Source organism: Streptomyces sp. NPDC058758 (genome assembly GCF_042746075.1).
In the GTDB taxonomy this organism is placed as follows: Bacteria; Actinomycetota; Actinomycetes; order Streptomycetales; family Streptomycetaceae; genus Streptomyces.
Window position 1 is genome coordinate 32,042 of the sequence record NZ_JBHYPS010000022.1, and the last position, 16,666, is coordinate 48,707.

18 protein-coding genes and 1 pseudogene are annotated in these 16,666 nt (G+C 74.2%); 9 read left to right on the forward strand and 10 right to left on the reverse strand.

Annotated elements, in window-relative coordinates; translation table 11 throughout:
- Positions 1-456 (forward strand): annotated as a pseudogene (locus tag ACFW6A_RS23815) (DEAD/DEAH box helicase); the annotation flags it as partial.
- A 301-nt stretch (positions 457-757) separates the two neighbouring features.
- The gene (locus ACFW6A_RS23820) at positions 758-1,660 is read left to right on the forward strand and encodes an alpha/beta hydrolase (RefSeq protein WP_351850515.1); all 903 of its coding nucleotides are present in this window, start codon (positions 758-760) and stop codon (positions 1,658-1,660) included.
- On the opposite strand, the gene ACFW6A_RS23825 is transcribed toward ACFW6A_RS23820, so the two are convergent.
- Positions 1,644-2,582, reverse strand: a complete 939-nt coding sequence (locus ACFW6A_RS23825) for an NYN domain-containing protein (RefSeq protein ID WP_386477098.1) — start codon at positions 2,580-2,582, stop codon at positions 1,644-1,646. The two genes, ACFW6A_RS23820 and ACFW6A_RS23825, sit on opposite strands and share 17 nt — an antisense overlap.
- Positions 2,583-2,754: 172 nt before the next feature.
- Between ACFW6A_RS23825 and ACFW6A_RS23830 the strand changes: the two genes are divergently transcribed.
- On the forward strand, positions 2,755-2,907 hold the full coding sequence (locus ACFW6A_RS23830) for a hypothetical protein (RefSeq protein WP_106978848.1): 153 nt from the start codon (positions 2,755-2,757) through the stop codon (positions 2,905-2,907).
- 89 nt (positions 2,908-2,996) lie between these two features.
- Here the strand turns inward: ACFW6A_RS23830 and ACFW6A_RS23835 are convergent, their stop codons facing one another.
- The 4 genes from ACFW6A_RS23835 to ACFW6A_RS23850 all read right to left on the reverse strand — a co-directional run bounded on the left by ACFW6A_RS23835 (position 2,997) and on the right by ACFW6A_RS23850 (position 6,310).
- On the reverse strand, positions 2,997-3,602 hold the full coding sequence (locus ACFW6A_RS23835; protein WP_351850513.1) for a MarC family protein: 606 nt from the start codon (positions 3,600-3,602) through the stop codon (positions 2,997-2,999).
- Positions 3,603-3,935: 333 nt separating this feature from the next.
- Entirely contained in the window at positions 3,936-4,799 is an 864-nt protein-coding gene (locus ACFW6A_RS23840; protein WP_351850512.1) for a PHP domain-containing protein, read from the reverse strand.
- A gap of 123 nt (positions 4,800-4,922) precedes the next feature.
- On the reverse strand, positions 4,923-5,561 hold the full coding sequence (locus ACFW6A_RS23845; RefSeq protein ID WP_351850509.1) for a DUF6758 family protein: 639 nt from the start codon (positions 5,559-5,561) through the stop codon (positions 4,923-4,925).
- 158 nt (positions 5,562-5,719) lie between these two features.
- Positions 5,720-6,310, reverse strand: coding sequence for a suppressor of fused domain protein (locus tag ACFW6A_RS23850; RefSeq protein WP_386477092.1), 591 nt, complete (start codon positions 6,308-6,310; stop codon positions 5,720-5,722).
- A gap of 425 nt (positions 6,311-6,735) precedes the next feature.
- Here ACFW6A_RS23850 and ACFW6A_RS23855 point away from each other — a divergent pair, with 425 nt between their 5' ends.
- Positions 6,736-7,863, forward strand: coding sequence for a magnesium and cobalt transport protein CorA (locus ACFW6A_RS23855; RefSeq protein WP_351850507.1), 1,128 nt, complete (start codon positions 6,736-6,738; stop codon positions 7,861-7,863).
- 24 nt (positions 7,864-7,887) lie between these two features.
- Positions 7,888-8,394 carry a hypothetical protein gene (locus ACFW6A_RS23860; RefSeq protein WP_351850505.1) on the forward strand — a complete coding sequence of 169 codons (507 nt, stop codon included), beginning with the start codon at positions 7,888-7,890 and terminating at the stop codon, positions 8,392-8,394.
- A 158-nt stretch (positions 8,395-8,552) separates the two neighbouring features.
- Here ACFW6A_RS23860 and ACFW6A_RS23865 read toward each other — a convergent pair whose 3' ends face one another.
- Positions 8,553-9,020 (reverse strand): DUF4440 domain-containing protein, encoded by a 468-nt coding sequence (locus ACFW6A_RS23865; RefSeq protein ID WP_351850504.1) that lies wholly within the window; start codon positions 9,018-9,020, stop codon positions 8,553-8,555.
- A 62-nt stretch (positions 9,021-9,082) separates the two neighbouring features.
- On the opposite strand from ACFW6A_RS23865, the gene ACFW6A_RS23870 reads away from it, so the two are divergent.
- Positions 9,083-9,451 carry a helix-turn-helix domain-containing protein gene (locus ACFW6A_RS23870; protein WP_351850503.1) on the forward strand — a complete coding sequence of 123 codons (369 nt, stop codon included), beginning with the start codon at positions 9,083-9,085 and terminating at the stop codon, positions 9,449-9,451.
- A gap of 7 nt (positions 9,452-9,458) precedes the next feature.
- Here the strand turns inward: ACFW6A_RS23870 and ACFW6A_RS23875 are convergent, their stop codons facing one another.
- Entirely contained in the window at positions 9,459-10,241 is a 783-nt protein-coding gene (locus ACFW6A_RS23875) for a hypothetical protein (RefSeq protein ID WP_386642677.1), read from the reverse strand.
- A 325-nt stretch (positions 10,242-10,566) separates the two neighbouring features.
- On the opposite strand from ACFW6A_RS23875, the gene ACFW6A_RS23880 reads away from it, so the two are divergent.
- From ACFW6A_RS23880 to ACFW6A_RS23890, 3 genes are read left to right on the forward strand one after another with little or no spacing between them, the layout of a single operon-like run.
- Positions 10,567-11,835 carry a magnesium transporter MgtE N-terminal domain-containing protein gene (locus ACFW6A_RS23880; protein WP_351850499.1) on the forward strand — a complete coding sequence of 423 codons (1,269 nt, stop codon included), beginning with the start codon at positions 10,567-10,569 and terminating at the stop codon, positions 11,833-11,835.
- A complete protein-coding gene (locus ACFW6A_RS23885; RefSeq protein ID WP_386642607.1) occupies positions 11,828-12,397 on the forward strand; it encodes a DUF1003 domain-containing protein in 570 nt (189 codons plus the stop codon). The genes ACFW6A_RS23880 and ACFW6A_RS23885 overlap by 8 nt, the downstream gene beginning before the upstream one ends.
- 44 nt (positions 12,398-12,441) lie before the next feature.
- Positions 12,442-13,575, forward strand: a complete 1,134-nt coding sequence (locus ACFW6A_RS23890; RefSeq protein ID WP_351850497.1) for an Mrp/NBP35 family ATP-binding protein — start codon at positions 12,442-12,444, stop codon at positions 13,573-13,575.
- Positions 13,576-13,654: 79 nt separating this feature from the next.
- Here ACFW6A_RS23890 and ACFW6A_RS23895 read toward each other — a convergent pair whose 3' ends face one another.
- The 3 genes from ACFW6A_RS23895 to ACFW6A_RS23905 form a co-directional block, all read right to left on the reverse strand.
- Positions 13,655-14,257: a hypothetical protein gene (locus ACFW6A_RS23895; RefSeq protein ID WP_351850495.1), complete on the reverse strand. Its 603-nt coding sequence runs from the start codon at positions 14,255-14,257 to the stop codon at positions 13,655-13,657.
- A gap of 88 nt (positions 14,258-14,345) precedes the next feature.
- A complete protein-coding gene (locus ACFW6A_RS23900) occupies positions 14,346-14,801 on the reverse strand; it encodes a sec-independent translocase (RefSeq protein ID WP_351850493.1) in 456 nt (151 codons plus the stop codon).
- Between the two features lie 111 nt (positions 14,802-14,912).
- Positions 14,913-16,607, reverse strand: coding sequence for a trypsin-like peptidase domain-containing protein (locus tag ACFW6A_RS23905; RefSeq protein ID WP_386642610.1), 1,695 nt, complete (start codon positions 16,605-16,607; stop codon positions 14,913-14,915).
- Positions 16,608-16,666: the final 59 nt, after the last annotated feature.

The following is a 16,666-nucleotide window of genomic DNA, read 5'->3' on the forward strand; positions in this document are numbered from 1 at the left end:
AAGGCCCCCCGCAAGCGGACCACCGCCAAGAAGGCCGCCCCGGCCACCGAGGCACCCGCCACCGAGGCGCCCGCCGCCGAAGAGGCCCCCAAGGCTCCGCGCAAGCGCGCCGCCGCCAAGAAGACGGCCCCCGCCGCCACCGAGGCACCGGCCGCCGAGGAAGCCCCCAAGGCCCCCCGCAAGCGGACCACCGCCAAGAAGGCCGCCCCGGCCACCGAGGCACCCGCCACCGAGGCGCCCGCCGCCGAAGAGGCCCCCAAGGCCCCCCGCAAGCGCGCCGCCGCCAAGAAGACGGCCCCCGCCGTGGCGCCGGACGCTTCGGAGCCGCAGACCGCGGCGACGACCCGTCGGCGCACGGTGAAGAAGGCCGCCGCCGAGGCTCCGGCCGAGGAGGCGCCCAAGGCTCCGCGCAAGCGGGCCCCAAGGAAGGCCGCCCCCGCCCAGCCGGAGGCGTGACACCCCGCCCGGACCTCCGGGCACGACGGCGGCCCGGCCCCTCCCCAGGGGCCGGGCCGCCGTCATCGTACCCGGGGACAGGAGACCGGGACCGGAGCCCGAAGCCGAAGCCGGGGACAGGAGACCGGGACCGGAGCCCGAGCCCGAAGCCGAAGCCGGGGGCAGGGGGCCGGGGCCGAGGACCAGGACCGGAAGCCGGCACCGGAAGCCGGGACCGGAGCCGGGGTCGGGGTCGGGGTCGGGGTCGAAGACAGGGACCGGAGCCGGGGGCCGGAGCGCCCGCTCCGGTTACAGTCCTTGCATGAGCAAGCCCCGCTCCCTGGCCCTCCCCCCGCGCACCCGGGCCCACCGTCTGGAGACCGTGCGCGGCGGCTTCGCCGTGCTCGACGCCGAGGCCGCGGGCGAGCGGCGGGGCACCGTGCTGATGCTGCCCGGCTACACCGGCAGCAAGGAGGACTTCCTGGCGCTGCTCGGGCCGCTGGGCGAGGCCGGCTACCGCGTCGTCGCCGTCGACGGACGCGGGCAGAACGAGTCGCACGGCCCCCGGGGCCGCGCCGCCTACCGCCGACGGGCGCTCGCGCTCGACGTGGTCGCGCAGGCGGTGGCGCTGCGCGACGGGCCGGTCCACCTGCTCGGGCACTCCTTCGGCGGGCTCGTCGCCCGCTCCGCCGCCGTGCTCGCCCCGCGCGCCTTCCGCTCGCTGACCCTGCTCTCCTCCGGCCCCGGCCGGGTCGCCCGGCCCCAGCGGGTCAGGATCCGGGCGCTGCGCGCCGGGCACGCCCTGCTGGCGAAGGACCGGGTGTGGCGGACCACCCGCTGGCTGGACAGCCGCGGCGAGCAGCCGGACGAGGCCGTCGACTCGGACGAGCTGGTGGGCTTCCTGCGCCGCCGCTGGATGCTGACCAAGGTCGCCCAGCTGTCCGGCGCGGGCCGGCTGCTGCTGCGCGACCCGGACGGCGAGGCCGAGCTGGCCGGCCTGACGCTGCCGGTGCACCTGGCGTACGGCTCCGAGGAGATGGTCTGGCCGCCGGCCGAGCTGGCGGCGGTCGCCGCCCGTACCGGCGCGCACCACACGGTGGTGGAGGGCGCGGGCCACTCCCCCAACGTCTCGCACCCGCGCGAGCTGGCCGAGCGCCTGGCCGCCTTCTGGCAGCGCGTGGACGCGCCGGACCGGCGGACGGCGCAGGTCAGTACTGCGCCCTGAGGTGCTGCCAGAAGCCGTCGCGCAGGGCGCGCCGGAGGCCGCCGTGGCCGCGCAGCGAGCGGCCGAGCCGGGTCTCGGCCTCGACGAGGAGGTCCTGGTCGTGACCGGCGGGGAGGTACGGATCGCCGGGCAGGAGTTCGGCGAGCCGGTCGCGGCCGCGTTCGCCGAGCCAGGTGGCGGCGATCTGGGCGCCGACGAAGCGGACCTCCTCGCGCGAGGGCGGGGGCTCCGCCTCGTTCTCGTACATCGTGACGGGGCGGCGGGTGACGTACGGCCGGCAGAAGTCGAGGTCGAAGGTGCGCTGGCTGTCGACCTCCCAGAGCAGCGCCTCGGCCTGGTTGGGGCCGTCGGCGGCCTCGATGCCCCAGAGGTGGACGCGGGCGCCGTAGCCCTGGGCGGCCTCCACGGCGGAGACCAGGTCCTCGTCGCCGCCGACGAGGGCGGCGTCGCTGATGGCGCGGTGCCGGGCGAGGGACTCCAGGTCGGTGCGGATGAGGGAGTCGACGCCCTTCTGCTGGTTGTTGGCGTTGAGGTTGCCGAGGCGGACCTTGACGTCCGGGAGTTCGGCGATGGACTGCTGCTCGGGGGTGTGGATGCGGCGGCGGGCGCCGTCGTACCAGTAGACGCGCAGCAGCCGGCTGTCGGCGAAGATCGTCCGGGCGGTGTCGATGAACGCCTCGATGAGGCCCTCGGCGTCGAGGTCGTAGGAGCGCCGGTCCTCGCTGCCGGTCACCAGCAACCCGGCCGAAGCATGGACGTAACCGGCGTCGACGAAGATGGCGTGGGTGGACGGGGTCCTGGCCACCTCGGCCAGCATCCGTCTCAGGAGCTCATTGGTGCGCTCCAGGCGGGCGTCCAGCGCGCCGAGGGCGCGCAGGGTGTCGTCGGCGGGCGGTGGCGCGGGGTTCGTGGCGTCGTTCATCGGCCCTCATTGTCCGGTGCGGGAGGGCGGCCCGCCACATCCCTTACCCGTCAGTATTTAGCCATCCGAAAATTTTCCTTAGCGTAAGGAATGTTCCGGGCGGCTCCACCGTTGGACACATACGTACGCAAGTTCTCCGCATGGAGGATCAACTCGGACGAAGGGAGAAGCCATGCGCTTCGAAATCCTGCGACTCGACGACGTCGACGGCACGCCCGTCGACTCGACCGTCGTGGACGCCGCCTCCGTCAACCGGATCGTGCAGCAGGCCGCCGCGATCGGCCAGCGCATCTGGATCCGACCCGCAGAGACCTCCGCCTCGTAACGGCGCGGGTCCACACCACGCACCGCGCCCCCGCGCGGACTCCGCTTCGGCGGAATCCGCACGGGGGCGCAGTGGTGTCCGGGCCCGGGTCAGGCGCCCCGGACGACCTGGGTGACGCCGTTGATGATCTGCTGCACGGCGATCGCGGAGAGCATCATGCCGGCGAGCCGGGTGACGAGGACGACGCCGCCGTCCTTGATGACGCGGATGATCCCGAGCGAGAAGCGCATGGCCAGCCAGAGCACGACGTGCATGGCGGCGATGGCGGTCCAGACGGAGATCTGAGCGGAGGCGCTGTCGGCGTGCTGGACGGCGAGGATCACGGAGACGATCGCGCCGGGCCCGGCGAGCAGCGGCATGCCGAGCGGGACGAGGGCGACGTTGACGTCCTTGGTCTGCTTCGGCTCGTCGGTCTTGCCGGTGAGCAGGTCGAGCGCGATGAGCAGCAGCAGGAGGCCGCCCGCGATCATCAGGGCGGGCACGGAGACGTGCAGGTAGTCCAGGATCTGCTGGCCGAGGAGGCCGAAGACGGTGATGACGCCGAAGGCGACGGCGACGGCCTGCCACGCCATCCGGCGCTGGACCTTGGCCGGGCGGCCGGAGGTCAGCGCCAGGAAGATCGGCGTGATGCCGGGCGGGTCCATGATCACGAAGAGGGTGAGGAAGAGCGAGCCGAAGACGGCGAGGTCGAACACGGTGGGGTGCCTTGCGGGTGAGGGTCGAACGGTGGGGTGGGGCCCGGACCGGAATCTGAGATTCCGGCATCGGGGCAGGAGTGCCCCGCCGCCGCACGGCGGACGTGCGGGGCCGGAGGCGGTACGGAACGGGCGCGGGGAGCGGGCCGGCGCGGCGCCCCGCCGTCACGCGACGACGGGGAGGGCGGCCGGGGCCCGGGGCCGCGGCGGTCTCCTTCGGACCGGCCCGGGGCGCGGCGCCCGGTGCGGGCGACCGCGGGGCGGAGAAGCGGGCCCGGGGACGCCGGCGGACGCGGAGACCCCGCGCGGCTGGCGCGATCCGAGGGGAAAGGCCTAGGCGCGGACTCCGCCGGCGCCGGGGACGGGGAAGGCGCCGGTCGCGCGGCGGGTGATCTCGCCGTAGATCTCGGGGTCGGTGGTGTACTCCCCGAGCCGGCAGGTCTTGCGGCTGCCGTGGTAGTCGCTGGAGCCGGTGACCAGCAGCCCCAGCTCCTTCGCGAGCCCGCGCAGCCGCGCGCGGGTGGGCTCGTCGTGGTCCATGTGGTCGACCTCGATGCCGTCGAGTCCGGCCTCGGCGAGGGCGGCGATGGCGGACTCGGGCACGACCTGGCCGCGCTTGACGGCGGCCGGGTGGGCGAAGACGGTGACGCCGCCGGCGGCCTTGACCAGCCGGATCGCGTCCGCCGGGTCCAGCTCGTGCTTCTCCACGTGGGCGCGGCCGCCGTCGGCGATCCACTCGGTGGTGAAGGCCCCGGAGACGTCGGGCACGACGCCCAGCTCGACCAGCGCCTCGGCGACGTGCGGGCGGCCCACGGAGCCGTCGCCGGCGATCCGGGCGACCTGCTCCCAGGTGACGGGGACGCCGAGCAGCCGGAGCTTGTCCACCATGGCCCGGGCGCGCGGCACCCGGTCGTCGCGGACCAGCTCGCGCTCGGCGAGCAGGGCCGGCTCCTCGGGGTCGAAGAGGTAGGCGAGCATGTGCAGGCCGATGCCGTCGAGGCGGCAGGAGAGTTCGGCGCCGGGGACGACGGTCAGCCCCTCGGGCGCGGCGGCGATCGCCTCGGCGTGCCCGCGGGTGGTGTCGTGGTCGGTGAGCGCGACGACGTCGAGCCCGGCGGCCGCCGCGTTCCGCACCAGCTCGGCGGGGGTGTCGGTGCCGTCGGACGCCGTGGAGTGGCTGTGCAGGTCGATGCGCACGACGCGGTTCTCCAGGGGCTCGGCACGGACGGACGACGCTCCAGCATAGCGGGCGCCGCGTGTCCAGATGTACGGATCCGGCACACCGGGTGCCCATTACACCCCGGGGTGTCCGACGGGCCGTCAGCCGATCAGGCGCGGGGTGAGCGCCCCGCAGGGCAGCAGCTCGACCTCGGCGCCCGCGTCGCGCAGGTCGGTGAGGACGAGTTCGTCGTACATCAGCAGCCCCGACTGCTCGGGCCAGACGATCGCCCAGAGCCAGAGCCCGCGGGCCTCGCCGGCGAAGACGGCCCGGTCGTGGGGGGTGCCGGTGACGTGCCAGAGCGGGGTGGGGCGGCCCGCGGCGAGGACCTTGGCCTGCGGCGGCTTGTCGATGGCCATGCCGGAGCCGGGGTCGGGGCCGTCGATGCCGGCGTACCGGGCGCCGAGGCCGACGCCCAGCTCCTCGGCGACGAGCAGCAGCTCGCCGATGCCGCCGAGCGGGCCGGGCCCGGAGCAGGCGACGGCGGTGGCCCGCCCGCCGCTGCGGTCGTCACCCGCGTAGGCGACGCCGGTGAAGAGCCAGCCGACGGGAAGCGGCCAGGGCATCCAGACGGGGACCTGCGAGCGGTGCACGACGACGCCGAGGGCTTCGACACTGGGCGGGACCACCGGCTGGAGCGGATGCACGGGTCCGTGTACGTCGCACTGCCAGGAGTCGGCGAAGAGTCCGGGCGCCCTGACCCGGCCACCGCACTTCGGACAACTGGGTTCGCCCCTCATAGGGCTCAACGGTCCTACCGCTCGCGCCTCCCGTCAAGGACGACCGCCCCCGACTCACCCGTCCGGCCCGAAGCGCTCACCCGCCCGTCCGCGGGACGGCGCGGAGCGGCGGCGCGCCGGCCGGGGCCGCCCCGCGCGCTCCGCCGCACCCGGCCCGGTCAGTCCAGGGCGACGGAGCCGCGCAGCGGATCGCGCAGGTCCGTGCCCCGGGCGAGCCAGCGCTCCTCCAGGGCCTGGGCGCCGTGCACGCGCTTCCAGGCGGCCTCGTTCGGGGTCATCGGCAGCAGGGGAAGGAAGCGGACCGGGTCCATCGGGTCGTCCAGCTCCAGGTCCTCCACCAGCCCGCCCGGCTCGGCGACCAGGACCGAGCTGAAGCCGGCCCCCGGCCAGAGCGGCTCGCCCACGTCCAGCGAGGCGCCGGGGGCCACGACCACGCCCTCCACCTGCGGGCTCGCGGCGAGCACCGCGAGCGGGCGCAGCACCTTGTCGGTGTCGGCGCGGCCGAGGCGCATGGTGAGGACCAGCTCGGCGCGCGGGCCCTTCACGGGGTCGGCGAGCACGGCCGTCGGGTCGGCCATCGGGGCGGCCGACATGCCGAGCGTGGCGTAGCGCACCAGGCCGGCCTCCCCGTCGACGAAGCGGAGCACCTCGATGCGGTCGGTGCCGAGGAAGGTCACCGCGGCCCGCGCGTCGGGGTCGCCCAGGGCCGTGCGGAGCCGGGCCTCGACCAGTGCAAGAACTTCTCCCATGTCGCGAGCATAGATCGCGTATGGAACGGGCAAAGTAAGGGATTGACCCTTGGTCGGCTGATAGTGTGGGCCACTGGTCGGGTTTCCCGACCGTGCGTCACACGTCATCCCTCACGAGGGACCGGCCGGAGGAGGTGGGACTGCGATGGACCGAAGTCGATCGGGCAGTACCAGCCGCTCTTCCGCCGCACCGCACCCCCGCCCGGTGCGTTCCTTCCCCCGGTGACCCCGGGTCCCTGAACCGCGGACCCCCCTTCTCCGGCATCGCGTACGACGGAAGAGCATCCCCTCTTTGCCTGTCCGAGTTGCGAACGCCGTCACCCGCGATCCGACGGTGCCGCCCGCTTTGTGGACGACGTCCCTTCCCGTCCTCATTCCGGGTTGCGCCACGCTCGCCGACGGCCTGTCCGTGAAGGAGCACGCCCGTGTCCATGATCCGTGACCTGCGCGCCGCCGTGCGGCCCAGCCTGCGTCCGAGCCTGCGCAAGACCCCGACCACGTACACGAACTACGACCCGACGCGCGACCACTCGGCCTCCAGCGCCATCGTCGACTGCGCGGTCTACCGCGACGGCAACCGGGTCGACGACCGCGCCTGCCTCACCCCGCGCGGCGCCATGGCGCAGGTGCGGGAGTCCGGCGGCTTCGCGTGGATCGGGCTGCACGAGCCGACCGAGGCCGAATTCGCCGGTATCGCCGCCGAGTTCGGGCTGCACCCGCTCGCCGTCGAGGACGCCGTCCACGCCCACCAGCGGCCCAAGCTGGAGCGGTACGACGACACCCTCTTCACCGTCTTCAAGACGATCCACTACGTCGAGCACGCCGAACTCACCGCCACCAGCGAGGTGGTGGAGACCGGCGAGCTGATGTGCTTCACCGGCCCCGACTTCGTCATCACCGTCCGGCACGGCGGCCAGGGCTCCCTGCGCAACCTCCGGCACCGCCTCCAGGGCGAGCCCGAACTCCTCGCCAAGGGCCCCTCCGCCGTCCTGCACGCCCTCGCCGACCACGTCGTCGACGGCTACATCGCCGTGGCCGACGCCGTCGAACTCGACATCGACCAGCTGGAGATCGACGTCTTCTCGCCGGCCGCGAAGGGCTCCACGCGCGGCACGGACACCGGCCGGATCTACCAGCTCAAGCGCGAGGTGCTGGAGTTCAAGCGGGCCGTCACCCCGCTGCTGCGCCCGATGCAGCTGCTCAGCGAGCGGCCCATGCGGCTGGTCGACCCGGACATCCAGAAGTACTTCCGGGACGTCGCCGACCACCTCGCCCGCGTCCAGGAGCAGGTCGTCGGCTTCGACGAGCTGCTGAACTCGATCCTCCAGGCCAACCTGGCGCAGGCGACCGTCGCGCAGAACGAGGACATGCGCAAGATCACCTCGTGGGCGGCGATCGTCGCCGTCCCCACGGCGGTCTGCGGCGTGTACGGCATGAACTTCGACCACATGCCGGAGCTGCACTGGAAGTACGGCTACCCGATGGTGCTCGGCGGCATCGCCGTCATCTGCTTCGCCATCCACCGCACCCTCAAGCGCAACGGCTGGCTGTAGGCGCCTCCCGCTAGGCTTCGGGCCATGACTGAAGAGCTGTTCCTCGTCGAGGAGGCCACGAAGAAGTCCGGCCTCGTGTGGGTCCGGGGGACCGGGCCCGCCCGGGCGCTCTGGCACGTCTGGCACGACGGCGCCGCCCACGTGGTCGGCGACGGCCCCGGCGAGCAGCCGCTGCCCGGCCTCGCCGACGGCGCCACCGCCGAGGTCACCGTCCGCAGCAAGGACAAGGGCGGCCGGATCGTGTCCTGGACGGCCGCCGTCCGCCAGCTCTCGCCCGGCACCGAGGAGTGGGACGCGGCCGTCGCCGAGCTGAAGGGCAAGCGGCTCAACGCGCCCGACGGCGAGGCCATGCCCGAGCGCTGGGCGCGCGAGTGCCGCGTCCTGCGCCTCGACCCGCGCTCCGCCACCACCGACCTCCCGGACGGCTCCCTCGCGGCCGTCCCCCTCCCCTCCGGCGCGACCACCCGCCGCCCGGTGCCGGCCGCCCTGCCCAGGCTCCTCCTCGGCCGGAAGCGGAAGCGGCGCTCCTAGGCCATCTCTTTCGGATCTTGCCGGGCTCGCGACGCCTGGCACGCACGCTCGCCGCGTTGTCGTCGGTCGCCGATGCTCCGCATGGTCTCCCTCCTCCGCCTTGCGATCGCACGCACCAGACGCCGCTCCCTGACCCGGCCTGATCCGAAAGAAACGGCCTAGCCCTCCGGCAGACCTGCCGGGGCCGTGCCGAAGGGGTTGTCGACGGCGTAGCGCCAGCGGCCGTCCGCGCCCCGGCGGACCACGTCGGTGGCGGTGCCCCCGACGCGCACCGGCCGGCCGTCGGGTCCCGTGCCCTCGATCAGCCAGTCGACGAGGAGCAGCGCCAGGTCGCCGGTGGCGTACACCCGGCGCGGACGGACCGCGATCGGGACGCCGAGCGCCTGGAGCCGCGCGTTGGCGGCGTGCAGCGCGGGGCCGGCGAGCGGGTCGCCGTCCGGGCCCGCGGCCAGGACCGCGCCCTCCTCGTAGAGTCCGGCGAGGGCCGCCGGGTCGCCGCTGTTGAAACGGGCCGCGAAGACGGCGGGCACGTCCTCGGGCCGGGTCGCCGGTCCGGGCAGGGCGGCGGGTGCGGGCAGGGTGGTGGGCCCGGGCCGGACCGCCGGTTCGCGTGGGGTCGTGGACATGGGTGACGGACGTCCTTCCGTACCGGGAGAATCGGACTCCCGACACGCTAGGAGACGGTCTCGTGACTCACCGAACGGTTGGCCACCCGCCGGGGCTCCCGGACGGCGACCCCCGCGCCCGCGTCGACGCGCCCGCCCCGGACTGCCCGGTGGAGATCGCCCTCGCCGCCCTCCGCGGCCGCTGGACCACTCTCGTCGTCCGCGAGCTGCTGGGCGGCGAGCGGAGCTACAGCGAGCTGCGGGAGGCGCTGCCGAGGCTCTCCGACAAGGTGCTGTCGGAGCGGCTGGCGCAGCTCGCCGGGGCGGGGGCGGTGGTCCGCGAGCGGCGCCCCGGCTGGCCGCCCACCGTGCGGTACGGGCTCACGCCGCGCGGGCGGGAGCTCGGCCCGGTGCTCCAGGCCCTGTGGGACTGGGGCGCGGCCGGCGGCTGAGCCCCGTTCAGGTCCGGGGCAGCTGGCGGCCGTAGTCGAGGGTCTCCTCGCGGCCCGGCGCGGCCAGCGGGAAGTCCTTGTCCCACTCGGAGAGCAGGACGAGGCCCGCGCCGCCGCCGCGGGCGAACTGGAGGGGGTACGGAGAGCCCTCCAGGGCCACGTCGAGGGTGCCGCCCTCGCCGCCCTCGCCGCCCTTCACCTTCACCGTGCGGACGCCGCCGACCCGGTCCCGGTCGCCCTTGACGACGTCGCCGTGCAGCCCGATCAGGCCGCGCAGCAGCTGGTCCATCTCGGTGAAGCCGCGCAGCTGCTTGTACGAGGGGTCGTCGGCGGGCACCTTCACGTACTTGTCGTCCAGCTTGTCGGCGGCCTCCGTGCCGGCCTCGCTGGGCTCGTCGCCGCCCTCCTCGTGCGTCCAGAAGCCGGCGTCGGCCTTGAGGTAGAGGGCGTCGCCGACCCGCAGCAGCTCGAAGGTGCTGTTCTTCGTGGTGACCGAGCCGGTGGCGCCGTCCTGCTTCAGCCGCATGTTCAGCTTGAAGGTGCCACCCTTGCTGACCAGGGTGCCGGCCAGCCGGACCGCCTTCGCCTCGTCCGCCGCCGTGCGGGCCTTCCGCTCGATCTCCGGCGCCGACAGCTTCCCCACGCCGTTCGTGCCCGCGTCGGGGTCGGGCTCGGCCGCGCAGGCCGTCAGGCCCACCGTCAGACCCGCGCACAGGGCCAGGGGCACGGCCGCCCGGCGGAAGCGGCCCGCGGGGGCCGTGCGGGCGCGTGCCGGCGGCACGGACGGGATACGCGATGACGGGGTGCGGACGGTCACCTGCGCTGCCTCTCGTTCTGCGGTGCGGGGGGGAACGGCCCGGCCGCGGACAGTCGGCGGGGGCCGCCGGAGTCGGCCGGACGGGCCGGCCGGTGCCGGTGGGGGGCGGCAGACCGCAGCGTACCCGGGCGGGTCCGGCGTCCTCGCGGCAGCCGGACGGCGGTGCTGCCGGAGCGGGGAGGAACACCTCGGGCTAGCCTGAACCATGCGAAGCCCGGCAAGGGCCCCGCACCGGCCGCGAAGCCCCCCGGGGGCGGCGCGGCGACCCGGATCGTGCGGCACCGAGGAGGCGCGAGGCATGGCGGCAGGCGCCCCCCGGATCTTCGTCTCCCACCTCGCGGGGACGGCCGTCTTCGACCCCGTGGGCGACCAGGTGGGCCGGGTCAGCGACCTGGTGGCGATGCTGCGCGTCGGCCGCCGTCCGCCCCGGCTGCTCGGGATGGTCGTGGAGGTGCTGAGCAGGCGGCGGGTCTTCGTCCCGATGACCCGGATCACCGGCGTCGAGTCCGGGCAGGTCATCACCACCGGCGTGGTCAACATGCGCCGCTTCGAGCAGCGGCCCACCGAGCGGCTCGTCCTCGGCGAACTGCTCGACCGGCGGGTCACCCTGGTCGAGACCGGCGAGGAGGTCACCGTCCTCGACATCGCCATCCAGCAGCTGCCGGCCCGCCGCGACTGGGAGATCGACAAGGTCTTCGTCCGCCGGGGCAAGGGCGGGGCGCTGCGCCGCAAGGGGGAGACGCTGACCGTGGAGTGGTCGGCGGTCACCGGCTTCTCCCTGGAGGAGCACGGGCAGGGCGCCGAGAGCCTGGTCGCCACCTTCGAGAAGCTCCGCCCCGCGGACCTCGCCAACGCCCTGCACCACCTCTCCCCCAAGCGGCGCGCCGAGGTCGCCGCGGCCCTCGACGACGACCGGCTCGCCGACGTCCTGGAGGAGCTGCCGGAGGACGACCAGGTGGAGATCCTGGGCAAGCTGAAGGAGGAGCGGGCCGCCGACGTCCTGGAGGCGATGGACCCGGACGACGCCGCCGACCTCCTCAACGAGCTGCCGGAGGACGAGAAGGAACGGTTGCTCACCCTGATGCGGCCGGACGAGGCGGCCGACGTGCGCCGGCTGATGTCGTACGAGGAGCGGACGGCGGGCGGTCTGATGACGACCGAGCCGATCGTGCTGCGCGCGGACGCCACGGTGGCCGACGCGCTGGCCCGGGTCCGCCAGCAGGACCTGTCGCCGGCGCTCGCCGCGCAGGTGTACGTGTGCCGGCCGCCGGACGAGACGCCGACCGGGAAGTACCTGGGCACGGTCCATTTCCAGCGGCTGCTGCGCGACCCGCCGTTCACGCTGGTCGGCTCGCTGGTCGACAGCGACCTGCCGCCGCTCGGACCGGACACCGCGCTGCCGGCCGTGACCAGCTACTTCGCCGCGTACAACCTGGTGGCGGCGCCGGTGGTGGACGAGAGCGGCTCGCTGCTCGGCGCGGTCACCGTCGACGACGTGCTCGACCACCTGCTGCCGGAGGACTGGCGGGAGACGGAGTTCCACGAGGAGGGGGTGAACGGTGGCTGAGCGCGCTCAGGACCGGGAGCGCGAGCGGGAGCGCCCGGTCTCCCGGATCCGGCTCGACCTGCCGAGCGAGCGGCGGTACCGGCTGCTGCCGGAGTACGACCCCGAGGCCTTCGGGCGGCTCTCGGAGCGGATCGCCCGCTTCCTGGGGACGGGCCGCTTCCTGGTCTGGATGACCCTGACGGTGGTCGTCTGGATCGGGTGGAACGTCTTCGCCCCGGCGTCGCTGAGGTTCGACGAGTACCCCTTCATCTTCCTGACGCTGGCGCTGTCCCTGCAGGCCTCGTACGCGGCCCCGCTGATCCTGCTGGCGCAGAACCGGCAGGACGACCGGGACCGGGTGAACCTGGAGCAGGACCGCAAGCAGAACGAGCGGTCGATCGCCGACACGGAGTACCTGACCAGGGAGATCGCGGCGCTCCGGATGGGGCTCGGCGAGGTCGCCACCCGCGACTGGATCCGCTCCGAACTGCAGGACCTGGTGAAGGAACTGGAGGAGCGCGGACGGGAACGCGATCTATTCCCGCAGGACGGCGAGCGGCGGAGTGACGTACCCGACCGTTGACGGCCCTTTCATAGCCACGTGGTCGTCGCCGTACCATCAGTCCTATGGCTACGGAAGACGCGGTGCTCGAAGCACTGGCGACGGTGAACGACCCCGAGATCAATCGTCCGATCACGGAACTCGGCATGGTCAAGTCGGTGGAGATCGGACCGGACGGCAGGGTCGCGGTGACGGTCTACCTGACGGTCTCCGGCTGCCCGATGCGCGACACCATCACGCAGCGCGTCACCGAGGCCGTCGCGCGCGTCGAGGGCGTCACCGGCGTCGAGGTGACGCTGGACGTGATGAGCGACGAGCAGCGCAAGGAGCTGGCGGCGGCGCTGCGCGGCACCACCGCCGAGCGCGAGGTGCCCTTCGCGAAGCCGGGCTCGCTGACCCGGGTCTACGCGGTCGCCTCCGGCAAGGGCGGCGTCGGCAAGTCCTCCGTGACCGTGAACCTGGCCGCCGCGATGGCCGCCGACGGCCTGAAGGTCGGTGTCGTCGACGCGGACATCTACGGCCACAGCGTGCCCCGCATGCTGGGCGCGGACGGCCGTCCGACCCAGGTCGAGAACATGATCATGCCGCCGTCGGCGAACGGCGTGAAGGTCATCTCGATCGGCATGTTCACCCCGGGCAACGCGCCGGTGGTGTGGCGCGGCCCGATGCTGCACCGCGCCCTCCAGCAGTTCCTGGCGGACGTGTACTGGGGCGACCTGGACGTCCTCCTGCTCGACCTGCCCCCGGGCACCGGCGACATCGCGATCTCCGTCGCGCAGCTGGTGCCGAACGCGGAGATCCTCGTCGTGACGACGCCCCAGCAGGCGGCGGCCGAGGTCGCCGAGCGGGCCGGCTCGATCGCGGTGCAGACCCACCAGAAGATCGTCGGCGTGGTCGAGAACATGTCGGGCCTGCCGTGCCCGCACTGCGACGAGATGGTGGACGTCTTCGGCACGGGCGGCGGCCAGCTGGTCGCGGACGGCCTGTCCCGCACCACCGGCACGACGGTCCCGGTGCTCGGCTCCATCCCGATCGACGTGCGCCTGCGCGAGGGCGGCGACAGCGGGAGGCCGGTCGTCCTCGAAGCCCCCGACTCCCCCGCCGGCGCGGCCCTGCGCGCCATCGCGGGCAAGCTCGGCGGCCGCCAGCGCGGCCTCTCGGGCCTGAGCCTGGGCATCACGCCGCGCAACAAGTTCTAGTCGCCCGCCGGCCGCGCGGGCCGCACGGCACGACGAAGGGCGCCCCCGGAGGGGGGCGCCCTTCGTCGTGCCCGGGCCGTCAGGCGTACGGCCCGAGGTCCTTGATCTGCGCGAAGCCGAGCCCGTACGCGCTCATGCCCCGCCCGTACGCCCCGATGTGCACGTCCCCGGTGGAGCCGGCCAGCACCCACCCGAACTCGGACTCGCGGTAGTGGAAGGGCACCGGCACCCCGTCGACCGGCAGCGACAGCGCGGTCCACGCGGGCCCGTCGAGGTCGTCCGCCAGCTCGAAGGCCGTCTCGGTCTGCTGGTCCAGCCAGTGGTCCCGCAGCCCGTGGTCGAGCGAGGCGGGCCAGGTGTGGGCCAGGAGCCCGGAGCCGGCCAGCCAGGCGGCGGAGGAGACGGTGGTGGCGTCGAGGACGCCCGTGCCGTCCCCGGTGCGCCGCACGGGGTTCGCGGCGACCGTCACGACGACGGCGAAGCGCTCCTTCTCCGTGCCGGCGACCTCGGACTTTATCGACGGCTCGTCACCGTGGCCCACCGAACCGTGCTGGACGGTGCCGTCCGCCGCCGTGCCGATCTGCATCAGCCGGCGGGGGCCGGTGAACGCCTCGTCCAGCCCGTACCAGGCGAAGGGTGCGCGCAGAAAGCCCTCGGCTTCCACCCGACTCGTCGTCTTCATCTCGGCCGCCTCCTCGTTCCTCCCCCGGACTCCGTCCGGGGGTACCCCCAACTCAAGGAGGATAGCGACTGGTCGGTGACCGCCCGTGTCAGGTGGCGTCGGAGTCGTACGGCGGGTGCTCGGGCGCGGCGGGCTTGTCCTGCTTCTTCAGCAGGTCGGGGGCGGAGCCGTTGACGGCGGCGGGGGCCGCGGCGGGCGTGGCGGCCGGCGCGCTCTCGCGGCCGTTGACCGCGTCGGCGACCTCGTTCATCTCCTTGCGGAGGTCGAAGGTGGAGCGCAGCTCCTTGAGCTCGCTCAGGTCCTCGTTGCCGTCGAGCTGCTTGCGGATGAAGGTCTTCGGGTTGAGGTCCTCGAACTCGAAGTCCTTGAAGTCCGGGCCGAGCTCGCTGCGGATGTCCTCCTTGGCGCTGTCGGAGAACTCCCGGATCTTCCGGATGAAGCGCGAGACGTCCTGGACGACCTTCGGCAGCTTGTCCGGCCCGAAAACGAGCACGGCGAGGACGACGAGCGTCACCAGCTCGAGTGCGCCTATGTCGCTGAACATCCGATAACTCCTTCACGCCGGACCAGCACGGCCCGGACCACGGTACCCGCCCGGACTGCCGGACGGGTACCTTGCGATGTCCGCCACATGTACCTCGGGTGCCCGGCGTGCTCAGGTGCCCTGGGCCGAGCCGAGCGTGACGGTGCGGGTCAGTTCCTTGCCGTCGCGGGTCAGGGTGAGGGCGAGCGCGTCGCCGGGGCGGTGGGCGCGGATCTTCACGATCAGCTCCTCGCCGTTGTGGACCCGCTGGCCGTCGACCTTGGTGATGACGTCGCCGGGGCGCAGTCCGGCCTTGGCGGCGGGCCCGTCGGGGGTGACGGACGGGGTGCCGTCCTTGCCCTTGTCGCCGACGCGGGCGCCGTCGCCGTTGAACTGCATGTCGAGGCTGACGCCGATGACCGGGTGGGTGGCCTTGCCGGTGTTGATGAGCTCCTCGGCGACCCGCTTGCCCTGGTTGACGGGGATGGCGAAGCCGAGGCCGATGGAGCCGGCCTGGCCGCCGCTGCCGCCGTCCCCGTCGCCGGAGCCGCCGGCGGCGCGGATGGCGCTGTTGATGCCGATGACGCGGCCCTTGCCGTCGAGGAGGGGGCCGCCGGAGTTGCCCGGGTTGATGGGCGCGTCGGTCTGGAGGGCGTCGACGTAGGAGATGTCGCTGCCGTCGCCCTTCTCGCCGCCGGCGGTGATCGGGCGCTCCTTGGCGCTGATGATGCCGGAGGTGACGGTGTTGGAGAGGTCGAAGGGGGCGCCGATGGCGACGACGGGGTCGCCGACGCGGACGTCGTCGGAGTTGCCGAGCGGGAGGGGCTTGAGGCCGCGGACGCCGCTGACCCGGACGACGGCGAGGTCGTAGCCGGTGTCCTTGCCGATGAGCTTGGCGGAGGCGGTCTCGCCGCTGGAGAAGGTGACGGTGATGTCGCCGGAGGCGGCGGCGGCGTCGACGACGTGGTTGTTGGTGAGGATGTGGCCCTTGTCGTCGAGGACGAAGCCGGTGCCGGTGCCGGAGGAGCCGCCGCCGCTGACGTGGAGGGTGACGACGCCGGGCAGGGCGCGGGCGGCGATGCCGGCGACGCTGTCGGGGGCGCGGTCGGTGCTCCCGCCCTCGGCCTGCGGCAGCTCGACGGCGCCGGCGATGCCGCCGTTGCGCTCGACGTAGGCGCCGATGCCGCCGCCGATGACTCCGGTGAGCAGGGCGAAGGCGAGGGCGCCGACGAGTGCGAGGCCGCGCCGGGACTTCTTCCGCGCGGGCGGCGGTACGGCTCCGGGGCCGGCGCCCCAGGGGTCGTACTGGCCCCAGGCGTGCGGGGCCACGGGGCCCTGCGGGGGCGGGACGGCTCCCTGCGGGGGCACGGCGGGGTGCGGGGCCTGGACGGACGCGGCAGGGTGCTGCACGGGCGGCGCGGGGGCCCACGGCCCGGGCTCGCCGTAGGGCGGCGTCCGGTACTCGTCGGGCTCGTGCAGCGGCTGCGCCGCGGGCGGCACCACCGGGGCGGCCGGCTCGGCGGGGGGTACGGGCTCCGCCGCCGCGGCGGGCTCGGCGGCGACCGGCTCGGCCGGTGCGGCTTCCGCCGGGGCGGGTGCCACCGGAACTGCTTCCGCCGGAGCGGGCGCGGCCGGGGCGGGTTCCTTCGTCATGTCGACCCGGGGGGCGGCGGGCGCCTCCGCGGCCGGCTCCGGCGCGGCGGAGTCGGCCGGGTCCGGGGCCTGGAGGGGGAAGTCGTCCTCCTCCGCCGGGGACGGCGCGGGTATGCGCGCCGCCTCCGGGGGCGTCGAGGGCCGGCTCCACCAGTTCGGCTTCCCGTCGTTCATGTTCTCCCCGCAACCGCTGACCCGTGAGCGCCCCGGTGTTCGGGCGCTCTGACCGAGGA